17 protein-coding genes and 2 pseudogenes are annotated in these 16,843 nt (G+C 62.3%); 8 read left to right on the forward strand and 11 right to left on the reverse strand.

The features are described 5' to 3' along the window. Positions 1-384 precede the first annotated feature (384 nt). From chrA to CAF77_RS26775, 6 genes are all read right to left on the reverse strand, one after another. Positions 385-1,728, reverse strand: a complete 1,344-nt coding sequence (gene chrA / locus CAF77_RS26750) for a chromate efflux transporter (RefSeq protein WP_064382318.1) — start codon at positions 1,726-1,728, stop codon at positions 385-387. Positions 1,729-1,799: 71 nt separating this feature from the next. Continuing rightward, positions 1,800-2,261: a molybdopterin synthase catalytic subunit MoaE gene (gene moaE, locus CAF77_RS26755; RefSeq protein ID WP_064382317.1), complete on the reverse strand. Its 462-nt coding sequence runs from the start codon at positions 2,259-2,261 to the stop codon at positions 1,800-1,802. Positions 2,262-2,264: 3 nt separating this feature from the next. Beyond that, positions 2,265-2,516: a MoaD/ThiS family protein gene (locus CAF77_RS26760; protein ID WP_007957033.1), complete on the reverse strand. Its 252-nt coding sequence runs from the start codon at positions 2,514-2,516 to the stop codon at positions 2,265-2,267. Beyond that, complete coding sequence (moaC, locus tag CAF77_RS26765; RefSeq protein ID WP_039770876.1) at positions 2,513-2,998, reverse strand: cyclic pyranopterin monophosphate synthase MoaC; 486 nt, start codon at positions 2,996-2,998, stop codon at positions 2,513-2,515. Before moaC ends, CAF77_RS26760 begins: the two co-directional genes overlap by 4 nt. Then, positions 2,995-3,837, reverse strand: a complete 843-nt coding sequence (gene fdhD, locus CAF77_RS26770) for a formate dehydrogenase accessory sulfurtransferase FdhD (RefSeq protein ID WP_064382316.1) — start codon at positions 3,835-3,837, stop codon at positions 2,995-2,997. The genes moaC and fdhD overlap by 4 nt, the downstream gene beginning before the upstream one ends. Before the next feature lie 253 nt (positions 3,838-4,090). Next, positions 4,091-4,990, reverse strand: a complete 900-nt coding sequence (locus tag CAF77_RS26775; RefSeq protein WP_064382315.1) for a LysR family transcriptional regulator — start codon at positions 4,988-4,990, stop codon at positions 4,091-4,093. A 298-nt stretch (positions 4,991-5,288) separates the two neighbouring features. Between CAF77_RS26775 and moaB the strand changes: the two genes are divergently transcribed. Next, positions 5,289-5,828 carry a molybdenum cofactor biosynthesis protein B gene (moaB, locus tag CAF77_RS26780; protein WP_064382314.1) on the forward strand — a complete coding sequence of 180 codons (540 nt, stop codon included), beginning with the start codon at positions 5,289-5,291 and terminating at the stop codon, positions 5,826-5,828. Continuing rightward, positions 5,825-7,030 (forward strand): gephyrin-like molybdotransferase Glp, encoded by a 1,206-nt coding sequence (gene glp, locus CAF77_RS26785; protein ID WP_064382313.1) that lies wholly within the window; start codon positions 5,825-5,827, stop codon positions 7,028-7,030. The genes moaB and glp overlap by 4 nt, the downstream gene beginning before the upstream one ends. Before the next feature lie 34 nt (positions 7,031-7,064). Here the strand turns inward: glp and CAF77_RS26790 are convergent, their stop codons facing one another. The 3 genes from CAF77_RS26790 to CAF77_RS26800 form a co-directional block, all read right to left on the reverse strand. After that, positions 7,065-7,553, reverse strand: a complete 489-nt coding sequence (locus CAF77_RS26790) for a GFA family protein (RefSeq protein WP_064382312.1) — start codon at positions 7,551-7,553, stop codon at positions 7,065-7,067. A gap of 86 nt (positions 7,554-7,639) precedes the next feature. Continuing rightward, positions 7,640-8,257: a DNA-3-methyladenine glycosylase gene (locus CAF77_RS26795; RefSeq protein WP_085655803.1), complete on the reverse strand. Its 618-nt coding sequence runs from the start codon at positions 8,255-8,257 to the stop codon at positions 7,640-7,642. A gap of 57 nt (positions 8,258-8,314) precedes the next feature. Then, the gene (locus CAF77_RS26800; RefSeq protein ID WP_085655797.1) at positions 8,315-9,397 is read right to left on the reverse strand and encodes a bifunctional transcriptional activator/DNA repair enzyme AdaA; all 1,083 of its coding nucleotides are present in this window, start codon (positions 9,395-9,397) and stop codon (positions 8,315-8,317) included. Between the two features lie 109 nt (positions 9,398-9,506). Between CAF77_RS26800 and CAF77_RS26805 the strand changes: the two genes are divergently transcribed. Further along, positions 9,507-9,920 (forward strand): VOC family protein, encoded by a 414-nt coding sequence (locus CAF77_RS26805; RefSeq protein ID WP_085655798.1) that lies wholly within the window; start codon positions 9,507-9,509, stop codon positions 9,918-9,920. Here the strand turns inward: CAF77_RS26805 and CAF77_RS26810 are convergent. Next, positions 9,917-10,537 (reverse strand): LysE family translocator, encoded by a 621-nt coding sequence (locus tag CAF77_RS26810; RefSeq protein ID WP_085655799.1) that lies wholly within the window; start codon positions 10,535-10,537, stop codon positions 9,917-9,919. The two genes, CAF77_RS26805 and CAF77_RS26810, sit on opposite strands and share 4 nt — an antisense overlap. A 274-nt stretch (positions 10,538-10,811) precedes the next feature. On the opposite strand from CAF77_RS26810, the gene CAF77_RS26815 reads away from it, so the two are divergent. Together CAF77_RS26815 and CAF77_RS26820 are read left to right on the forward strand one after the other, a co-directional pair. After that, positions 10,812-11,417, forward strand: a complete 606-nt coding sequence (locus CAF77_RS26815) for a biliverdin-producing heme oxygenase (protein ID WP_064382308.1) — start codon at positions 10,812-10,814, stop codon at positions 11,415-11,417. Further along, positions 11,414-13,651: an ATP-binding protein gene (locus tag CAF77_RS26820; protein WP_085655800.1), complete on the forward strand. Its 2,238-nt coding sequence runs from the start codon at positions 11,414-11,416 to the stop codon at positions 13,649-13,651. Before CAF77_RS26815 ends, CAF77_RS26820 begins: the two co-directional genes overlap by 4 nt. Positions 13,652-13,660: 9 nt before the next feature. Here CAF77_RS26820 and CAF77_RS26825 read toward each other — a convergent pair whose 3' ends face one another. Beyond that, on the reverse strand, positions 13,661-14,416 hold the full coding sequence (locus CAF77_RS26825) for a type 1 glutamine amidotransferase domain-containing protein (protein ID WP_085655801.1): 756 nt from the start codon (positions 14,414-14,416) through the stop codon (positions 13,661-13,663). Positions 14,417-14,558: 142 nt separating this feature from the next. Between CAF77_RS26825 and CAF77_RS26830 the strand changes: the two genes are divergently transcribed. The 3 genes and pseudogenes from CAF77_RS26830 to CAF77_RS26840 form a co-directional block, all read left to right on the forward strand. Then, complete coding sequence (locus CAF77_RS26830; RefSeq protein ID WP_064382305.1) at positions 14,559-15,146, forward strand: LysE family translocator; 588 nt, start codon at positions 14,559-14,561, stop codon at positions 15,144-15,146. A gap of 356 nt (positions 15,147-15,502) precedes the next feature. Beyond that, positions 15,503-15,825, forward strand: a pseudogene (locus CAF77_RS26835) (DUF6124 family protein). A gap of 214 nt (positions 15,826-16,039) precedes the next feature. Next, positions 16,040-16,843 (forward strand): annotated as a pseudogene (locus CAF77_RS26840) (hypothetical protein); the annotation flags it as partial.

The raw sequence follows: 16,843 nt of genomic DNA on the forward strand, positions 1-16,843 counted from the left end.
CGGGCCGGACGCAGCGCGGCAAAAGGCGCGGGCGTCCTGGCAGGGATATCGAAAAAAGAAGGGGAGCTGTCGCGGTTTTTATCGGTGCGATCAGACGGGCAGGCAGATATCCGGCGGGCGTGCGGAGTGACGCAGCTTGGAACGGCTCAGGGCCATGGGGAGATTGACGATGCGATTCATGCGCGGCCCCTGTGAAGGAGGGCGCACATTGCAGAGACGTTCAACGATTCTGATTGTTGGAGTGACGTGCTCATGACGCGTGTTTCCGTTGGCGGAAAACGTCGGCGGCGGGAGCGTCCCGCCATGCCGGTGTGGCTGGATAGTAAGGGGGAATCCCCGGACAAGTAAACGCCTGATTCCGCGAGCGGTGGCGTGCCCCCCGGTTCAGCGCAGCAGGTAAAACCCCAGCCCGACGAGGGCGCAAACGATCAACACCTCGATTACCCCGCGCTTGAAAAAGAACAGGGCGAGGGCGGCCATGAGGGCCAGCACGATCGAGAAAACATCGGGCTGACCGGTAAAACCGGCGGGCCAGAACACGTGGTAAGCAAAGAAACACGCCAGATTGAGGATCACCCCGACCACCGCTGCGGTGATCGCGGTCAGTGGCGCAGTGAACTTCAATTCGTTGTGCGTCGACTCCACCAACGGCCCACCGGCGAGGATGAACAGAAATGAGGGCAGAAAGGTGAACCAGGTCACCAGTGTCGCGGCCAGCGCGCCGGCGGCGAACGCGTGTTCCGCGGCGAACGTCGGTTGCACGTAAGCGCCGACGAACCCGACAAACGCCACGACCATGATCAGCGGCCCCGGCGTGGTTTCGCCCAGGGCCAGACCGTCGATCATCTGCGTTGGCGTCAGCCAGCCGTAATGCCCGACCGCGCCCTGATACACGTAAGGCAGCACGGCGTAAGCGCCGCCGAAGGTGAGCAATGCCGCTTTGGTGAAGAACCAGCCCATCTGCGTGAAGGTGCCGCCCCAACCGAACAGCGCCGTCAGCAACGCCATCGGCAGGCACCACAGCAGCGCACCGATCAGCACCAGACGCAGCAGCCTCGGCAATCGGAACCGCGCATGCTCGGGCGGCGGTGTGTCGTCATCGATCAGCGCCGGGCCGAAGGACTTTTCGCCGCCGCGATGGCCGCCGTTGCTGAAGCGCTGCGGCGCCCAGCGTCCGCCGAAATAGCCGATCAATGCTGCGCCGAGCACGATCAGCGGGAACGGCAGGTTGAAGGCAAAAATCGCCACGAACGCTGCCCCGGCGATCGCCCATAACCAACTGTTCTTCAACGCTCGCGAACCGATGCGATGGGCCGCGTGCAACACAATCGCGGTCACCGCCGGTTTGATTCCGTAAAACACCCCGGCTACCGCCGGTACGTCACCGAACGCGATGTAGACCCACGACAGAGCGATCAGAATCAGCAGCGAAGGCAACACAAACAACGCCCCGGCCAGCACGCCGCCACGGGTGCGATGCAGCAGCCAGCCGATGTAAGTCGCCAGTTGTTGGGCCTCGGGGCCGGGTAGCAACATGCAGTAGTTGAGCGCATGCAGGAAGCGCCGCTCGGAAATCCAGCGCCGGCGCTCCACCAGTTCCTGATGCATGATCGCGATCTGCCCGGCAGGGCCGCCGAAGCCGATGCAGCCGAGTTTCAGCCAGAAGGGCCAGGCCTGGCGCAAGGTGATGGGTTGAGGACGGGGCAAGTCTTTTGGCGTCTGGCTCAAGTGTGGCTCCACGTTCGAATCGGCGGGAGCTGCTATCTAATCAGGCTTTTGTCGCATTCGACAGTACCCGGTCAGGCATGCGCCAGACTCCAGCGAAACGCCGCATTCTGATCACTCTCCCGCGCCTCGACCCAATGCGAACCCTCCGGCGTGGTCTCACGTTTCCAGAACGGCGCCCGGGTCTTCAGCACGTCCATGATGAACGCGCAGGCCTCGAACGCCGCATGCCGATGCTTGCTGCTGACGCCAACAAACACGATCGGCTCGGTCACCGACAGCGCACCGACCCGATGCACAATCTCCACCGCCAGCAACGGCCAGCGCTCGCGAGCTTGTTCGGCGATCTGCTCCAGAGCCTTCTCGGTCATGCCCGGATAGTGCTCCAGAAACAGCTCGGTCACCGACTGCCCGACGTTCAGATCCCGCACATAACCAATGAAATTCACCACCGCGCCCACCCGTGGATTGCGCGCATGCAGGTCGGCAATCAACTGACCGGCATCGAAGCCTTTACACTGGACTCGAACACCCATGCCTCAACCCCCCGTGACCGGCGGGAAAAACGCGATCTCGTCGAAATCCTCGATTGCCTGATCCGGCTGGCACAGCTCCTGATTCACCGCGCACATCAGGTTGCCGGCGCCGAGCACTTCACGCCAGACATCGCCGCGCTGCATCAGCATTTGCCGCACATCTTCGACACAAGCGAGGGTGTCGCTGGCCGGAATCTTTTCACCGCCCAGATTGAGCCGGTCACGGTAGCTTGCGAAGTAGTTGATCAGAATCATTGCGGGTTCTCCCATTGAAAGTGGCCCGAGCGGCCGCCCTGTTTGCTCAGCAGGCGGATGTCGCCGATGACCATCGCCCGGTCCACCGCCTTGCACATGTCGTAGATAGTCAGCGCGGCGACGCTGGCGGCGGTCAGGGCTTCGAGTTCGACGCCGGTCTGGCCGGTGAGGCGGCAGGTGCTGGTGATCTGCACGCGGTCCGGTTCACAGGCCTTGAGCTCGACGTGGATCGAACTGAGCAGCAGCGCATGACACAGCGGAATCAGCTCGTGGGTGCGCTTGGCCGCCTGGATCCCGGCGATCCGCGCCACGGCGAACACATCGCCCTTGGGGTGGCCGTTGGACTGGATCATTTGCAGGGTTTCCGGACGCATCTGCACCCAGGCCTGGGCGGTGGCTTCGCGGCGGGTCGCGGCTTTGTCGCTGACGTCGACCATGTTGGCGCGGCCCTGATCGTCGAGGTGGGTGAGGGTGTTGCTCATGCGGTGGGCTCCTGGATCGGGCTGTAGATTCGCGGGGCGTTGCGGTGCGGGACGTGGATCAGGTTCAGGCGGTGCTTGAGCGCCCAACGCACGGTCAGCGCGGTGGGGGCAGACAGGCTGACAAGGGTGCCGAGGCGGGCGCGCACGGCTTTGTGAATCAGTTCGAGGCTGCAACGGCTGGTGACCACGACGAAGCCCTGACGCGCATCGAGACCTTCGAACTGCAAGGCGCCGATCAGCTTGTCGAGGGCGTTGTGGCGGCCGATGTCTTCACGGCACAGCAGCGCTTGGCCGTCCGCATCGAAGTACAGCGCCGCGTGCAGGGCGCCGCTGCTGCGGGCCAGTTGCTGGGCCTGTTCGATGCGCTGGCGGATGCCGTTGAAATGCGCGGCCGGTGGCAACGGTGTCGGGGTGAGGATCTCCAGTTGCGGCAGCGCCTGCTCAAGGGCTTCCACACCGCAGAGGCCGCAACCGCTGGTGCCCGCCATCTGCCGCCGATGATCTTTCAGAGCCCAGAATGCACGACTGGAAATCTGCACGTCGGCCTGGCAGGCCTGGTCGAAATGGGTCAGGCGGATGTCGTGAATATCGTCGAGGCGGTCGACGATGGCGTTGCTGAGGCTGAAGCCGCGAATGAAGTCCTCGATGTTGCCCGGCGAGACCATCATCACCGCCTGATTCAGTCCGTTGTAGCTGATGGCCAGGGCGATTTCCGCCGCCAGCGCCGCGTGGGACACCGGCGTGTCGTCGAGGTATTCGCGGTACGCCACTTGCGCCGGTTGTGGCGCGGGGGCATTGGCGTCGCCCGGTTCGATGAGTTGTTCAACTTGGCACAGCATCTTGAAAGTCCCACGAAGCGCTGAAGTGGGTTCAGGCTACGGGGCAGGGAAAAGTGCGTCCAATCGCTTGTTCCGATGCAGTGATTGGATTGGTCGATCACCGCTTTCAGGCCGAGAATAGGTGTTGACTGATAAGGCCTCATCGCTGGCAAGCCAGCTCCCACAAGGTTTCGTGTCAAACACAGAATTTGTGACTAACTCAATCACTGTGGGAGCTGGCTCGCCAGCGATGGCGGCCTGACATTCAACACATTTATTCGGCAGGCGCCTCGACCCCGAACATCTTGCGCGCCTCGGCAAAACACTTCTCGGCAATCGCCGAGCGCGGTTCGGTCTTGCGCATCACCAGCCCCAGCGGCGCGAGTACGCTGGCATCCGGCAGGTTAATGAAAGCCAGGTGCTCGATCGGCTCTTCCAGACCGCTGTCCAGCGGCATGATCGAGCAGCAGAAGCCCTGGTGAATCGCCTGCAGCAGTTGGTAGGTCGAGTCGCTTTCCAGGATCGGCTGCGGATTCAACCCGCGACTGCGGAAACTCAGGTCGATGGATTTTCGGTAGTGCATGCCGGTGGTGATCATCCCCAGCGGCAGTTCGGCGGCGTCTTCCCAGCTCATTTCCGGGCCTTCGAAGTGGAAGTGGCGGGTGTCGTAGAGCAGGCCGACGCGGGTTTCGCCAATCTCGAAGAACTCGAAATAGTTCGGGTTGACGTGGTCGAGATAACACACGCCCAAGTCCAGCTGATTGTTACCCAGACCTTCGATGATCTCGTCCGAACTCAGCGACGACAGGCTGTATTTCAGCTCGGGAAATATCCCTGACAAACCCTGAATGTAATTCACCGGATTGAAGTTGCTCAGCGGCACCAGCCCCAGGCGCAGGCTACCCACCAGTTGTCCGCGGCATGCCGCCGCTTCGGCAAACAACCCGTCATGGGCAGCCAGCAACGTGCGGGCCCAGGCCAGGACGCGCTCGCCGGCCTGGGTGAACCCTTCGAAGCGCTGGCCGCGATTGACCAGCACCAGATCCAGCTCGTCTTCCAGATTGCGCAGGCGCATCGACAGGGTCGGCTGGGTGATGTGACAGCGCGCGGCGGCCTGGCCGAAGTGGCGGGTTTCGTCCAGCGCGATCAGAAACTTGAGTTGTTTGATGTCCACGACGGCACCTGCTCGATTGAGAATTTTGATTGAGTATTGACGCAGATGCGTACGGCGCACGGAAAGCGCAGGGAGCGACGATCCCACTGAGGGCTTTTTTCGTCCAATCGGCAGTGTTTACGAGCCTATCGAGGGTTTCGATGACCCCCGGTTTTATTGGCCCGGACAGCGGTCGAGGGGTTGAAAAAAATCACCGATAGAGCAGGTCGATAGTGTGGTTGGCCAGAGTGATTAGACAGTCGTCACAAGCGGCACTTAGGCTCGTCATCCATTGAATTGACGACGGCCGGAGAGTGCCATGAGTGTGAAATCGGATGCCTTGTTCGTTCCCCTGAATATTGCCGTGCTGACGGTCAGCGATACCCGCGATTACGCCAGTGACACCTCCGGCCAGTTGCTGGTCAGCCGTCTGCTGGAGGCCGGCCACACCCTGAGCGAGCGCAACCTGCTCAAGGACGACCTGTACAAGATCCGCGCCCAGGTCGCGCAGTGGATCGCCGACGACAACATTCAAGTGGTGCTGATCACCGGCGGCACCGGTTTCACCGGCCGCGACAGCACCCCGGAAGCCGTGGCCTGCCTGCTGGACAAGCAGATCGACGGTTTTGGCGAACTGTTCCGCGCCATCTCGATTCTCGACATCGGCACCTCGACCGTACAAAGCCGTGCGCTGGCGGGCTTGTCCAACGGCACGCTGGTGTGCTGCCTGCCGGGCTCCACCGGCGCTTGCCGCACCGCATGGGAAGGCATCCTCGCCGAACAACTGGATAACCGTCATCGCCCGTGCAACTTCGTCCCGCACCTCAAATCGGTGCAAGCCTGCGGGCCGCGCGGATGAGCAAGCCGGGGTTGATGCCGGTCGAGGACGCCCTCGACCAACTGTTGGCGATGGCCGATGAACAACGTCTACCGGACAGCGAAGCGGTGCTTCTCAATGAGGCGCGCGGGCGGGTGCTGGCCAGCGATCTGGTCGCCACACTCGATCTGCCGCCGTGGCCGAACAGCGCCATGGACGGTTATGCCTTGAACCTCCCCGACCTGCATCGCCAGCCGTTGAGCGTGTCACAGCGGGTTTACGCCGGGATGGCGCCGGACGCCTTGCTGCCCGGCACCTGCGCACGGATTTTCACGGGTGCGCCGTTGCCGCCCGGCGCCAATTGCGTGGAGATGCAGGAAAACGTCGAGGTGCTTGAAGACGGCCGCGTACGTTTCCTGCAACCGCTTAAGGCCGGCCAGAACATCCGCGCCCAGGGCCAGGAGAACCGCGTTGGCGACACCTTGCTGCGCGCCGGCAAACGCCTCGGCCCGTTCGAACTGGCCGTCGCCGCCGGGCAGGGCATGACCCATTTGCCGGTGGTGCGTCGTCCGCGGGTGGCGTTGCTGTCGACCGGTGATGAGCTGGTGGAACCTGGCCAGCCGCTGCGTCCCGGCAGCATCTACAACAGCAACCGCACCTTGCTCGACCACTGGTTGCGCGAACTGGGTTGCGAGGTGATCGACGCCGGGATTCTGCCCGATCGCCCGGCGCAGACCCGGCTCAAACTCGAGCAACTGCAAGTGGCGGCCGATCTGATTCTGACCACCGGCGGCGTGTCTGCCGGCGATGCCGACTGCCTCGGCCAGGTGCTGCGCGACAACGGCAAACCGCTGCTGTGGAAACTCGCGATCAAGCCCGGTAAACCGCTGACGGTCGGGCATTTCGGCTCGGTGCCGGTGATCGGCCTGCCGGGCAATCCGACCTCGGCGCTGGTGACCTTCGGCCTGCTGGCGCGCCCGTACCTGCTGCGCATTCAAGGCGTGGAAGAGGTGATGCCGCTGAGCTTCACGGTCAACGCCGGCTTCGATTGGCCGAAACCCGGCAGCCGTCGCGAATACCTGCGGGTACGCCTGGAGGGCGGGCAGGCGGCGCTGTATCCGAACCAGAGTTCCGGGGTTCTGCTCGGCGCGACCTGGGCCGACGGGTTGGTGGAAATCCCCGAGAACAGCACCTTGCAGATGGGGGATCCGCTGCGTTTCATCCCGTTCAGCGAGCTGTTCTGAGCGCGATCAACAATCTGTCGAAGACTGGGGGCAGCTACCGGGTCAGTTTCAGCCGTTCGTGCCATTGGGCGATGGATTCTTCGGGGTAGACCTCGAACTGCTGATCCTTGGCGCTCGCTTGCACTTCGACCCACGAGGCCTTGGAGCCGAGCATCAGGTGGGTGTGTTCCGGCGGCACCGGCAATGGCGTGTCGATGGCCGAGGCGAACGGGTGGATCAGCTCCGGCCATTCCGGGCTGAACAGCCACAGTCCGCTGCCGCACAACGAGCAGAAGTGCCGTTCGGCGCTGCTGCGGTGGGCGCGGGCATCGCCTTCGTCTTTCATTTTCGCGTGGTAGATCGTGATGTGTTTGCGCCCGCTCACCTTGAGGCTGGCCGCGTCGCCGCCGAGGTTGATCGCATAGCCGCCACCGCCTTGGGTCTTGCGGCAGATCGAGCAGTAGCAGCGCTGATAAGGGTAGGGGTGGGCGCTGTCGAGGGTGAATGAAACCGCGCCGCAGTGGCAGGAGCCTTCGAGGTGCATGAGTGGCCTCCGGTGTTTTTCGTCGGTGCGGTTCAGCCTAGAAGAGATGGGGTGAGTGTGCTGCTCGCGATGAACGAAAACGCGTTCTACGGCTTGGCTACCCGCCACAAATACCACGCCGCCACGGTGCGAAACGGACTCCACGCCAACCCGATCTCAATCATCTGCCTGCGCGTCGGCTGCACCTCCAGCCCCTTCAACCGCCGATACCCTTCGCGCACTCCAAAATCGTCGGCCGGCAGAATATCCGGCCGCTCCAGGCTATAGATCAGCAACATCTCCACCGTCCAGCGCCCAACCCCGCGCAGGCTGACCAACCGCTCGATCAGCGCCTCATCCTCCATCGCCAGCGCGGTCGGGTAATCCGGCACCACGCCGTCGAGGGTCGCCTGGGCAATCCCCTGAATCGTCGCAATCTTGCCCGCTGAAAACCCGCAACCGCGCAATTGATCGAAGTCCGTCGCCAGAATCTGCTCCGGACGCGGAAACGTCTGCCCGGGAAACAACCCCACCAGCCGCCCGACAATCGCATCGCCAGCCCTGGCGTGCAGTTGCTGATAGGCAATCGCCCGCACCAGCGATTCATACGGATCGCGCGCCGGATGCGGCTGATGCAGGCAGGGGCCGACCGCAGCGATGTGGCGCTGCCAGTCGGCGTCGAGGCTGGCCAGAAACTCGCTGGCCGGTTGGTAGGGATCGGGTATCTGCAACTTCGGTGATCCGTTGATTTGAAAGCCGGGAGGGGCGTGGGTGTCGATTTGTCAGAAAGCCAGTTGTTGCGTGAGCTGCACGGCGGCGTTCTCCAGCCGGAGCAGAAACGCCTTGCGCGGTTGCCCACCACCGTAGCCGGTCAGCGAGCCGTCCGCACCGATCACCCGATGGCATGGCACCACGATCGACAGCCGATTGTGCCCGTTGGCCAGCCCCACTGCTCGGCTGGCGCCGGGTTTGCCCAAGCGTGCGGCGATGGTGCCGTAGGTGCTGGTTTGGCCGTAAGGGATTTGCCGAAGTTCGGCCCAGACCTGTCGGGCAAACTCGCTGCCGGGCAGGTGCAGTGGCACACTGAATTCGCTCAGCTTGCCGGCGAAGTACAGCGCCAGCTCGTTGTCGATCTGCTGCAAATGCGCGTTCTGCCCCGGTGCGACCACGTAGCCGTAGCGGTTCTGCAGTTCCTCGACTTCGCGGGTCAGCGCCGGGCGATCGAGAAACTCCAGCAAGACCAGCCCGCGCCGCTCGGCCATGGCAATCATAGGACCCAGTGGTGTGGTCAGGCGGGTGAACAGCAGCGGTTCACTGGCCGCTGCGCGCCCCGGCGTGATGTGGAACGACTTCTGAAACGCATCGCGAAAACCACTGAGGGATTCATAACCGGAGTCGAACGCGGCATGGTCGATGGACGTGCCTTGCTTGATCCCGCCCAGCGCCACGCCGAGTCGGCGGGTGCGCAGCCACGCATGGAAGGTCATGCCGAAATGCTGCTTGAACCAGCGCCGTAGCTTCAGCGGTTCAATGCCTTCGGCGAGCAATTGCGCATCGCTCCAGCGCAGCTCCGGGTCGGCGTCTACCGCTTTTAGCAGCTGCTGCACCCAATCCGGGGCGATGGCCGCAGCGTCCAGCGGTTTACAGCGCAAGCAGGCGCGGTAACCCGCGGACAGGCAATCGTCAGCATGGGCGAAGAACTCGACGTTTTCCGGTTTCGGCTTGCGCGCCGTGCAGGTCGGGCGGCAAAAGATCCCGGTGGTTTTCACGGCCGTGAAAAACACGCCTTCATAGGCAGTGTCGCTTGCGAGCATGGCGCGAACCATTTCGGCGTGAGGGGGCAGGGCAGCGGTCTGTATGTTCATGGGCCGAGGATAAAACCAGTTATTCGATGGCTCCACCGAAAAATCGACAGTGAATTTTCGGGCCGCTGCACTACAGTGATCGGGTCGCTACAACTCGGGAAATGAAGGTATGCCACCGTTCACGATTCACCACATCGATCACATCGTGCTGCGCGTTGCCGATATGCAACGCAGTATTGATTTCTACGACCGGGTCTTCGGCGCCGAAGTGGTCAAGCGCAACGAAAAGTTCGGTCTGGTGCACCTGCGCGCCGGCACGTCGATGATCGATCTGGTCGACCTTGACGGCGAAATCGGCCGCAAGGGTGGCGCCGCTGCCGGCAGCGAACGGCGCAATGTCGATCACTTCTGTCTGCGCATCGAGCCGTTCGATGAAGCGGCGCTGGTCAGTCATTTGCAAGCCTGCGGCCTGACCGTCGAAAAAGCCGCCACCCGTTTTGGCGCCGAGGGCTACGGCCTGTCGCTGTACTGCTTCGACCCGGACGGCAATCAGGTCGAACTCAAAGGCCCGTCTGAAACTTAGGCGCGCTTGGCCATCAGCAACACCGAAGCCGCTGCCGACAGCAGCCCCGCGCAGCAACGGTTGAAAATCCGTTTGCCGCGCGGCTCGGCGAACCAGCGGCGCATGTGCAGCCCCATGTACGCGTAGGCGCTGATAGCGATCCATTCCAGCAGCAGGAACAGCACGCCCAGCAGCATGAACTGCGGGGTGATGGCGCGGTTCGGGTCGACGAATTGCGGCAGGAAGGCGGTGAAGATCAGGATTGCCTTGGGATTTCCCGCAGCCACTAAAAACTCCTGACGTGCCAGGGCCAGAAGCCCGTTCGCCGGCGCCGCAATGGCGTCTTCGGCGGCAGGATTGGCTCGCCACAGCTGCCACGCCAGATACAACAGATACCCCGCGCCAACAATCTTGATCCCATAGAACAACAGCTCGGACGTTTGCAGCACCACCGCCAGCCCCGCCGCCGCGAGAGCGATCATCCCGGCAAACGCCAGCAATCGCCCGATCCCGGCCACGCAGGCGCGCCGGTAGCCGTAACGGGTGGCGTTGCTGACCGACAGCAGATTGTTCGGCCCCGGTGCCATGTTCAGGGCGAAACAGGCGGGCAGGAACAGGGAGAGGGTGGCGATATCCATGGCTCGGGCTCCGGTGACGGGAGCGTTATTTTTATCACGCGGGTGTGCGGCCCTGAACCGTACAGTCAGGCGCCAGAGTCGCGGTACAGCGACTATCGGCAGTGAATTCCTTCGAACTTTCTGCCGTCCGGTCAGCTCTTAACCCTTCACAGGTTGATGAATTCATCAGAGAATCCCATCTACCGGGTCAGAAACTACCATTGCCGTGTAAGCTTTCGCGCCATGCTTCTCCATTCCCCCATGGCCCCAGGCGGCCCACTGTACGAGCGACTACATGCAAGCAAAGGCCCGCGAGGTTCATGTACCACCGGTGTTGCAAGATTTGCGCGCCGGCACGGCCGAACTGCACATTGCACTGGAAAAACGCCTTCCTTTCTTCTCCGATACCCTTGATCTGCACGCTTTCGAGCGATTGATGCGCGCCTATTACGGCTTCTATCAGCCACTGGAAAGCGCATTGCAGGACAGCGACGCGATTCCCGCCGATTTCGATCTGGTTTCACGCCTCAAGGCGCCGACCCTGCAACGCGATCTGCAAGCACTGGGCGCAAATGGTGGCGATTTTCCGATCTGCCGCCGGTTGCCCGCCATCGATTCCGCCGCCGCCTGCCTGGGCGTGTTGTACGTGCTGGAAGGCGCAACCCTCGGCGGACAGATCCTGCGCCGGGAAATCGCCACACGCCTGAGCCTTGGCGCGGATAACGGTGCAGCGTTTCTGGACATCTACGGCGCTGCCACCGGCCGGCGCTGGCGCGATTTCATCGAATACCTGGGCAGCCGCCCGATGGACGCCGACGAGCGTAAAGCGGTCGTGGCGGCGGCCCACACTACATTCAGTTGTTTCGAGCAGTGGCTCGAAAGTCAGGAGGTTCTGGTATGAACCCGCAAGACAAAGAAGCCTTTGAAGAGTTGCTGGCCAACTGCGCCGACGAGCCTATTCGCTTTCCCGGCGCGATCCAGCCGCACGGTTTGCTGCTGACCCTGAGCGAGCCGGACCTTTCGATCATTCAGATCAGCGCCAACGTCGAGACCTTGCTCGCGCGCCCGGCGCAAGAGCTGATCGGCCAGTCACTGCAAAGCCTGATCGGCGATGCCCATGCCGCGCAGGTTCGCGAAGCCTTGCAGCAATCGGCCTTGTCCGATGCGCCGCCGCTGCACTTTCGCCTCAACGGCACCGCGTTCGAAGGCTTGGTGCACCGGCATCAGGATGTGCTGATTCTGGAGCTGGAAATCCACGTCGAAAACTTCCAGCCGCGTAACGTCGCCGGTACCGAAACCCACCTGGGACGGATGCTCGCGCGGCTGCAAAAGGCCCAGAGCCTGCAGGCGCTGTACGACATCAGCGTCAAGGAAATCCAGGCCATGACCGGTTACGACCGGGTGCTGATTTATCGCTTCGAAGAGGAGGGCCACGGTCAGGTCATCGCCGAAGCGTCCGATCCGTCGATGGAAGTCTTCAACGGTCTGTTTTTCCCGGCCTCCGACATCCCCGAGCAAGCCCGCGAGCTGTACCGCACCAACTGGCTGCGGATCATTCCGAACGCGGACTACCAACCGGTGCCGCTGGTGCCCAAGTTGCGCCCGGACACCCAGACCCCGCTGGACCTGAGCTTCGCCACGTTGCGCAGCGTGTCGCCGATCCACTGCCAGTACATGAAAAACATGGGCGTGCTGTCCTCGATGAGCATTTCCCTGCTCAAGGGCGACAAGCTCTGGGGCCTGATCAGTTGCGGCAATCGCCAGCCGCTGCATGTACCGCATGAATTGCGCACCGCGTGCCAAACCATCGGCCAGGTGCTGTCGTTGCAGATCAGCGCGATGGAAGCGCTGGATGTCAGCCGTCAACGGGAAGAAAAGGTCGAGGCGCTGGCGCTGCTCAATCAGGCGATGATCGACTCGCCACAGAACGTCTTCGATGGCCTGGCCAACCAGCCACAAGTCCTGATGGCGCTGGCCAATGCCGGCGGCATCGCGATCATCGAAGACAAGCAATTGCACCGTTACGGCAACTGCCCGGAGCCTGAAGAAATTCGGGCCCTGCACAAATGGTTGCAGGAGCGTGGTGAGCCGGTGTTTGCCAGTCATCACCTGGCCAGCGTCTACCCGCCGGCCGCGCACTATCAGCAGGTCGCCAGCGGCGTGCTCGCCATGAGCCTGCCCAAACCGGTGGACAACGGCGTGCTGTGGTTCCGCCCCGAAGTCAAAGAGAACATCAACTGGAGCGGCGACCCGCGCAAGCCGCTGGACCTGGAAAACTCCGACGCCGGCTTGCGCCTGCGGCCGCGCACCTCGTTCGAAATCTGGAAGGTCGAAATGGCCGGGATTTCCACCAAGTGGAGCCACGGCGATCTGTTCGCCGCCAACGACTTGCGTCGCTCGGCCCTGGAAAACGATCTGGCCCGCCAAGTACGCCGCGAGCAAGAAGCGGTGCGCGCCCGTGATGAACTGGTGGCGGTGGTTTCCCACGATCTGCGCAACCCGATGACCGTGATCTCGATGCTGTGCGGCATGATGCAGAAGGCGTTCAGCTCGGACGGGCCGCACACTTCGCGGCGCATCTCGACTGCGATCGACACCATGCAACAAGCCGCCGGGCGCATGAACACGCTGCTGGAAGACTTGCTCGACACCTCGAAAATCGATGCCGGGCGCTACACCATCGCGCCGCAGAAACTCGATGTCGCGCAGATGTTCGAAGAGGCGCAATCGCTGCTCGCACCGCTGGCGCTGGACAAGGACATCAGCATCTCGTTCGAGGCTGATCCCGACCTGAGCATTCATGCCGACCCCGAGCGGTTGTTTCAGGTGCTGTCGAATCTGGTCGGCAACGCAATCAAGTTCACTCCGCGCCTGGGCACGGTCGACGTGTATGCCAAATCGGTCGGTGACGACATCGTTTTCACGGTGCGCGACAGCGGCGAAGGCATTCCCAAGGATCACTTGCCGCACGTATTCGACCGTTACTGGACGGTGAAGGAAGGCAATCCGACCGGCACCGGGCTGGGTCTGTACATCACGCAGGGCATCGTCGAGGCGCATGGCGGGCAGATCGTTGCCGAGAGTGAGCCGGGGCAGGGCAGCGAATTCCGCTTCACCGTGCCGCGTCTGGACTGAAACGCGGATTCAGCGCTCGGGTGGCTGCAACATGGCCACCCACTCGGAGGCGAATCGATGGCAGTCGCCGGGCCAGCGCGCCGTCAGCAGTTGGCCGTCGCGCACCACAAATCCTGATTGCAGTTTCTGCGCACAATCGCGTTTGGCGATCAGCGGCCCGCGTATGAAGTCGGATTTGCTGGCCAGCGCGGTTTTAACTTCCGCTTCGACGGTCTGCTTGTAGGTGCGGTAGTAGCGCCCCAGCCACGCAGCTGTCATCAGCCACGCCGGCAACTCCATGGTGGCCGCGAGCAACGCCGTGACCTTGCGCCCGAACAACGCCGAACGCCCGGTGTCGGGGTCGAGCGTCCTCGCCAGCAACAGCACGCCATGACAGACCGCCGCCACGGGTTTTTCTGCTTTGAAAAATTGCAGGGCAATCTGCTGGGCCTGCGTCGATTCCAACAGCGTGCGCATTCCTTTGGCATGCCCGCCGGGGATCAGCAGACCATCGAATCGATTCGTGTCGACATCGGCATACGCCAGCGGCTGCCTGAACGCTTCGGACTCGATCATCTGCGTGTAACTGTCCAGATCGGCCTTGCGTGTCATCAACATCGAATTCAACAGGCCGAAACCGATGTTCACCAACCGTGGGTCGGCGTGGGCGGGCAAACCTTGCGGGGTGGCAAAACGAACTTCGATGCCCGCGTTACGCATCGCCTGCCAGGGCACGCTGCTTTCGGTCGGGTCGTAATCGGCGCTGGGCAGCAGAATCAGAATCATCGAGGGCAGACTTCCTGGTCAAAAGTGATCGCATAGCCAGAGCGTAGTGGGTCTGCGCGAGCGGGGGTAATTTCCTTCAATACCGCCTGCGGTGCGCCGGCTACCGTGAGCGCCTTGTTCCTCGATTTGAAGCAGGTGTGCGATGAGTCTGATTGTGTCGATGGCGGCGTTTGCCCTGGCCGCGTCCATTACCCCGGGGCCGGTGAATATCGTGGCGTTGAGCTCGGGGGCGCAGTTCGGTTTTCGCGCCAGCCAACGGCATGTGGCCGGGGCGACGCTGGGGTTTGTGTTGCTGCTGGTGTTGATGGGGCTGGGACTGCATGAAGTGCTGGAACTGTGGCCGTCTCTGACCCGTGTGGTGCAACTGGCCGGGGTGGCGTTTCTGCTGTTCATGGCCTGGAAGCTGGCAATGGATGACGGGCAGTTGAGTGCGGGAGAAGCGGGAAGGGCACCTTCGATGCTCTACGGCGCGGTGATGCAGTGGCTCAACCCCAAGGCCTGGCTGGCTTGTGTGGCGGGGATGGGCGCGTTTGTCGCTGACGGCGAAGCGCGGCTGGTGTGGCAGTTTGCTGCGGTGTATCTGGTGATCTGTTACCTGTCGGTCGGGTGCTGGGTGTATGCCGGGACGTTCTTGCGCGGTTATCTCGGCAACCCGGCGGGGATGCGCTTGTTCAACCGGGTGATGGCGTTGCTGTTGGCGGTGAGTGCGGGGTATCTGTTGCTGCCGTGAGCGGGGCGGGGCTTGGGTTTAAAGGTGTTTAAGGATGCGTCCGACAAGCCACGCGAACTTGCGCCATGGCCTACGCATCCGCCAGAATCCGCCGGCTTGTGGGCCTTGGGGTCGGGTTCTATCGTGGGTCGGTCGCTGACGAATCAGCGATCGGGTTTCGCAGCCCGGATCAATCAAGGCGCCCAGAGCGTCGTTTCCGTTCAGCTTTTTGGCTGATCGCGTCATGACGGTTGTGCGCGGGATACCTTCGGGTATGCCGGGTTCCTTGATTCCCGGTCTGCGAACCCGCGTACAGCTGTCACCTCCCTTCGTTTCGCAGCGAACCGTGGCAGCTCCATCAATCAGGGAGTTTTACCATGATCAAACCAACGCCAAACCCGCCTGAAACCGACCCGACCTCGCCCTCGACCACTACCTCAATCCGCTGCTCCCCAGAAAACCGCTGCTCAAACCCAATACCCGCTACCTCATCGCCCTCGGCATCGACAGCGAAGAATTGCTGGCCGACGCCTGTGAAACCCTGACCTCGGCCAAAATCATGGCTACCGACTTCGCCGGGCTGGTGGATGGCTCGCATCGGCATGTGCTGCTGGGGATCGCGCAACTGATCATGCTGGGGGAACTGGCGGTGAATCGGGTGTTGGATAGTCTGGAGTTGAAGGCTGAGGCGCCTCTGTAACCTGATCAAAGAAAACCTGCCGTCCCGTTTGATCGGGACGGCGGGTTTTTATCATTTCACTTGCAGCTTTATGGCGGCATGACTGAAAGCGAGTTCCCAGGCGAGCCCGTCCGTCGAAAATCCTCTCCCCCCTGTCAGATCTGACAGTAGCCAAAGCATCCGTCTGGTCGCTCAATCACTCCATCGCCCACACCCTTCGGCAGGAGTTCTCGCCATGCTCGTCCAACCAAAAAAAGCCATCGGCACGCTCGCACTGCTCGACCCTGACCTTCCCGGCGCCAAGCAGCTGCCGAACGGAGAATGGGCCATCAACCGCGCCGCCGCACTGCTCAACTTCCCTACTCTGGGCATGAAAGTGCAGATCCCGGTCTGGTCAAACAAAAGTCTGGCCGACAAGGTTGAGCTGTTGCTCAACAACCTCGTGGTCGATCAGCAAACCGTTACCCAGGATGCCGAACTGACCCAGCGCGCTACCTTGTTCGTCGCACCGGGCCGTTTTCAGAGCGGTACGTGGGATCTGGCCTATCGGGTGACGCGCTTCAACCAGGCGCCAGAACTTTTTACGCCACCGCTCAAACTCTTGGTCAAACTGGAAATCCCCGCCGGCCAGGACACCGATCCCGGGCAGGGTCACTCCAACCTGCACATGGAGTTCAGGCCGTCGGAAATTGTCCAGGACGGTGTCGACAAGGACACCGCCGAAAATGGCGTGGACATCCGGATAACTGCCAAACCCGGCAGCGGCTCCAGCCTGCCCTACCCCGACATCGCCGTCGGCGACGTGATCTGGGTGAGCTGGGGCGGCAACATGGTGCCGTCGGATCCGGTTACTCAAGAGCAAATCAATGATCCACTGAAGAACCCTATCGTGATCCACATCGGCAAGGACGTCATCCTCGCGGCGGGTGACTCCGGGAACGAAGGGCTGGCGGTGTCATTCTTCGTCAGAGATTTTGCAGACAACGATTCCGAAGACTGGTGCAAGGAAACGCGCATCGTCGTCGACACCGGCAACTCG

It is taken from the genome of Pseudomonas sp. R15(2017) (assembly GCF_002112685.1).
Lineage (GTDB): Bacteria > Pseudomonadota > Gammaproteobacteria > Pseudomonadales > Pseudomonadaceae > Aquipseudomonas > Aquipseudomonas glycinae.

What these genes read in the sequence shown, in the direction of transcription:
- moaE (WP_064382317.1), bottom strand. Translation starts at nt 2,261, where the DNA reads ATGGGTGTTCGAGTCCAGTGTAAAGGCTTCGATGCCGGTCAGTTGATT.
- CAF77_RS26760 (WP_007957033.1), bottom strand. Translation starts at nt 2,516, where the DNA reads ATGATTCTGATCAACTACTTCGCAAGCTACCGTGACCGGCTCAATCTG.
- moaC (WP_039770876.1), bottom strand. Translation starts at nt 2,998, where the DNA reads ATGAGCAACACCCTCACCCACCTCGACGATCAGGGCCGCGCCAACATG.
- fdhD (WP_064382316.1), bottom strand. Translation starts at nt 3,837, where the DNA reads ATGCTGTGCCAAGTTGAACAACTCATCGAACCGGGCGACGCCAATGCC.
- moaB (WP_064382314.1), top strand. Translation starts at nt 5,289, where the DNA reads ATGAGTGTGAAATCGGATGCCTTGTTCGTTCCCCTGAATATTGCCGTG.
- glp (WP_064382313.1), top strand. Translation starts at nt 5,825, where the DNA reads ATGAGCAAGCCGGGGTTGATGCCGGTCGAGGACGCCCTCGACCAACTG.
- CAF77_RS26790 (WP_064382312.1), bottom strand. Translation starts at nt 7,553, where the DNA reads ATGCACCTCGAAGGCTCCTGCCACTGCGGCGCGGTTTCATTCACCCTC.
- CAF77_RS26800 (WP_085655797.1), bottom strand. Translation starts at nt 9,397, where the DNA reads ATGAACATACAGACCGCTGCCCTGCCCCCTCACGCCGAAATGGTTCGC.
- CAF77_RS26805 (WP_085655798.1), top strand. Translation starts at nt 9,507, where the DNA reads ATGCCACCGTTCACGATTCACCACATCGATCACATCGTGCTGCGCGTT.
- CAF77_RS26810 (WP_085655799.1), bottom strand. Translation starts at nt 10,537, where the DNA reads ATGGATATCGCCACCCTCTCCCTGTTCCTGCCCGCCTGTTTCGCCCTG.
- CAF77_RS26815 (WP_064382308.1), top strand. Translation starts at nt 10,812, where the DNA reads ATGCAAGCAAAGGCCCGCGAGGTTCATGTACCACCGGTGTTGCAAGAT.
- CAF77_RS26820 (WP_085655800.1), top strand. Translation starts at nt 11,414, where the DNA reads ATGAACCCGCAAGACAAAGAAGCCTTTGAAGAGTTGCTGGCCAACTGC.
- CAF77_RS26825 (WP_085655801.1), bottom strand. Translation starts at nt 14,416, where the DNA reads ATGATTCTGATTCTGCTGCCCAGCGCCGATTACGACCCGACCGAAAGC.
- CAF77_RS26830 (WP_064382305.1), top strand. Translation starts at nt 14,559, where the DNA reads ATGAGTCTGATTGTGTCGATGGCGGCGTTTGCCCTGGCCGCGTCCATT.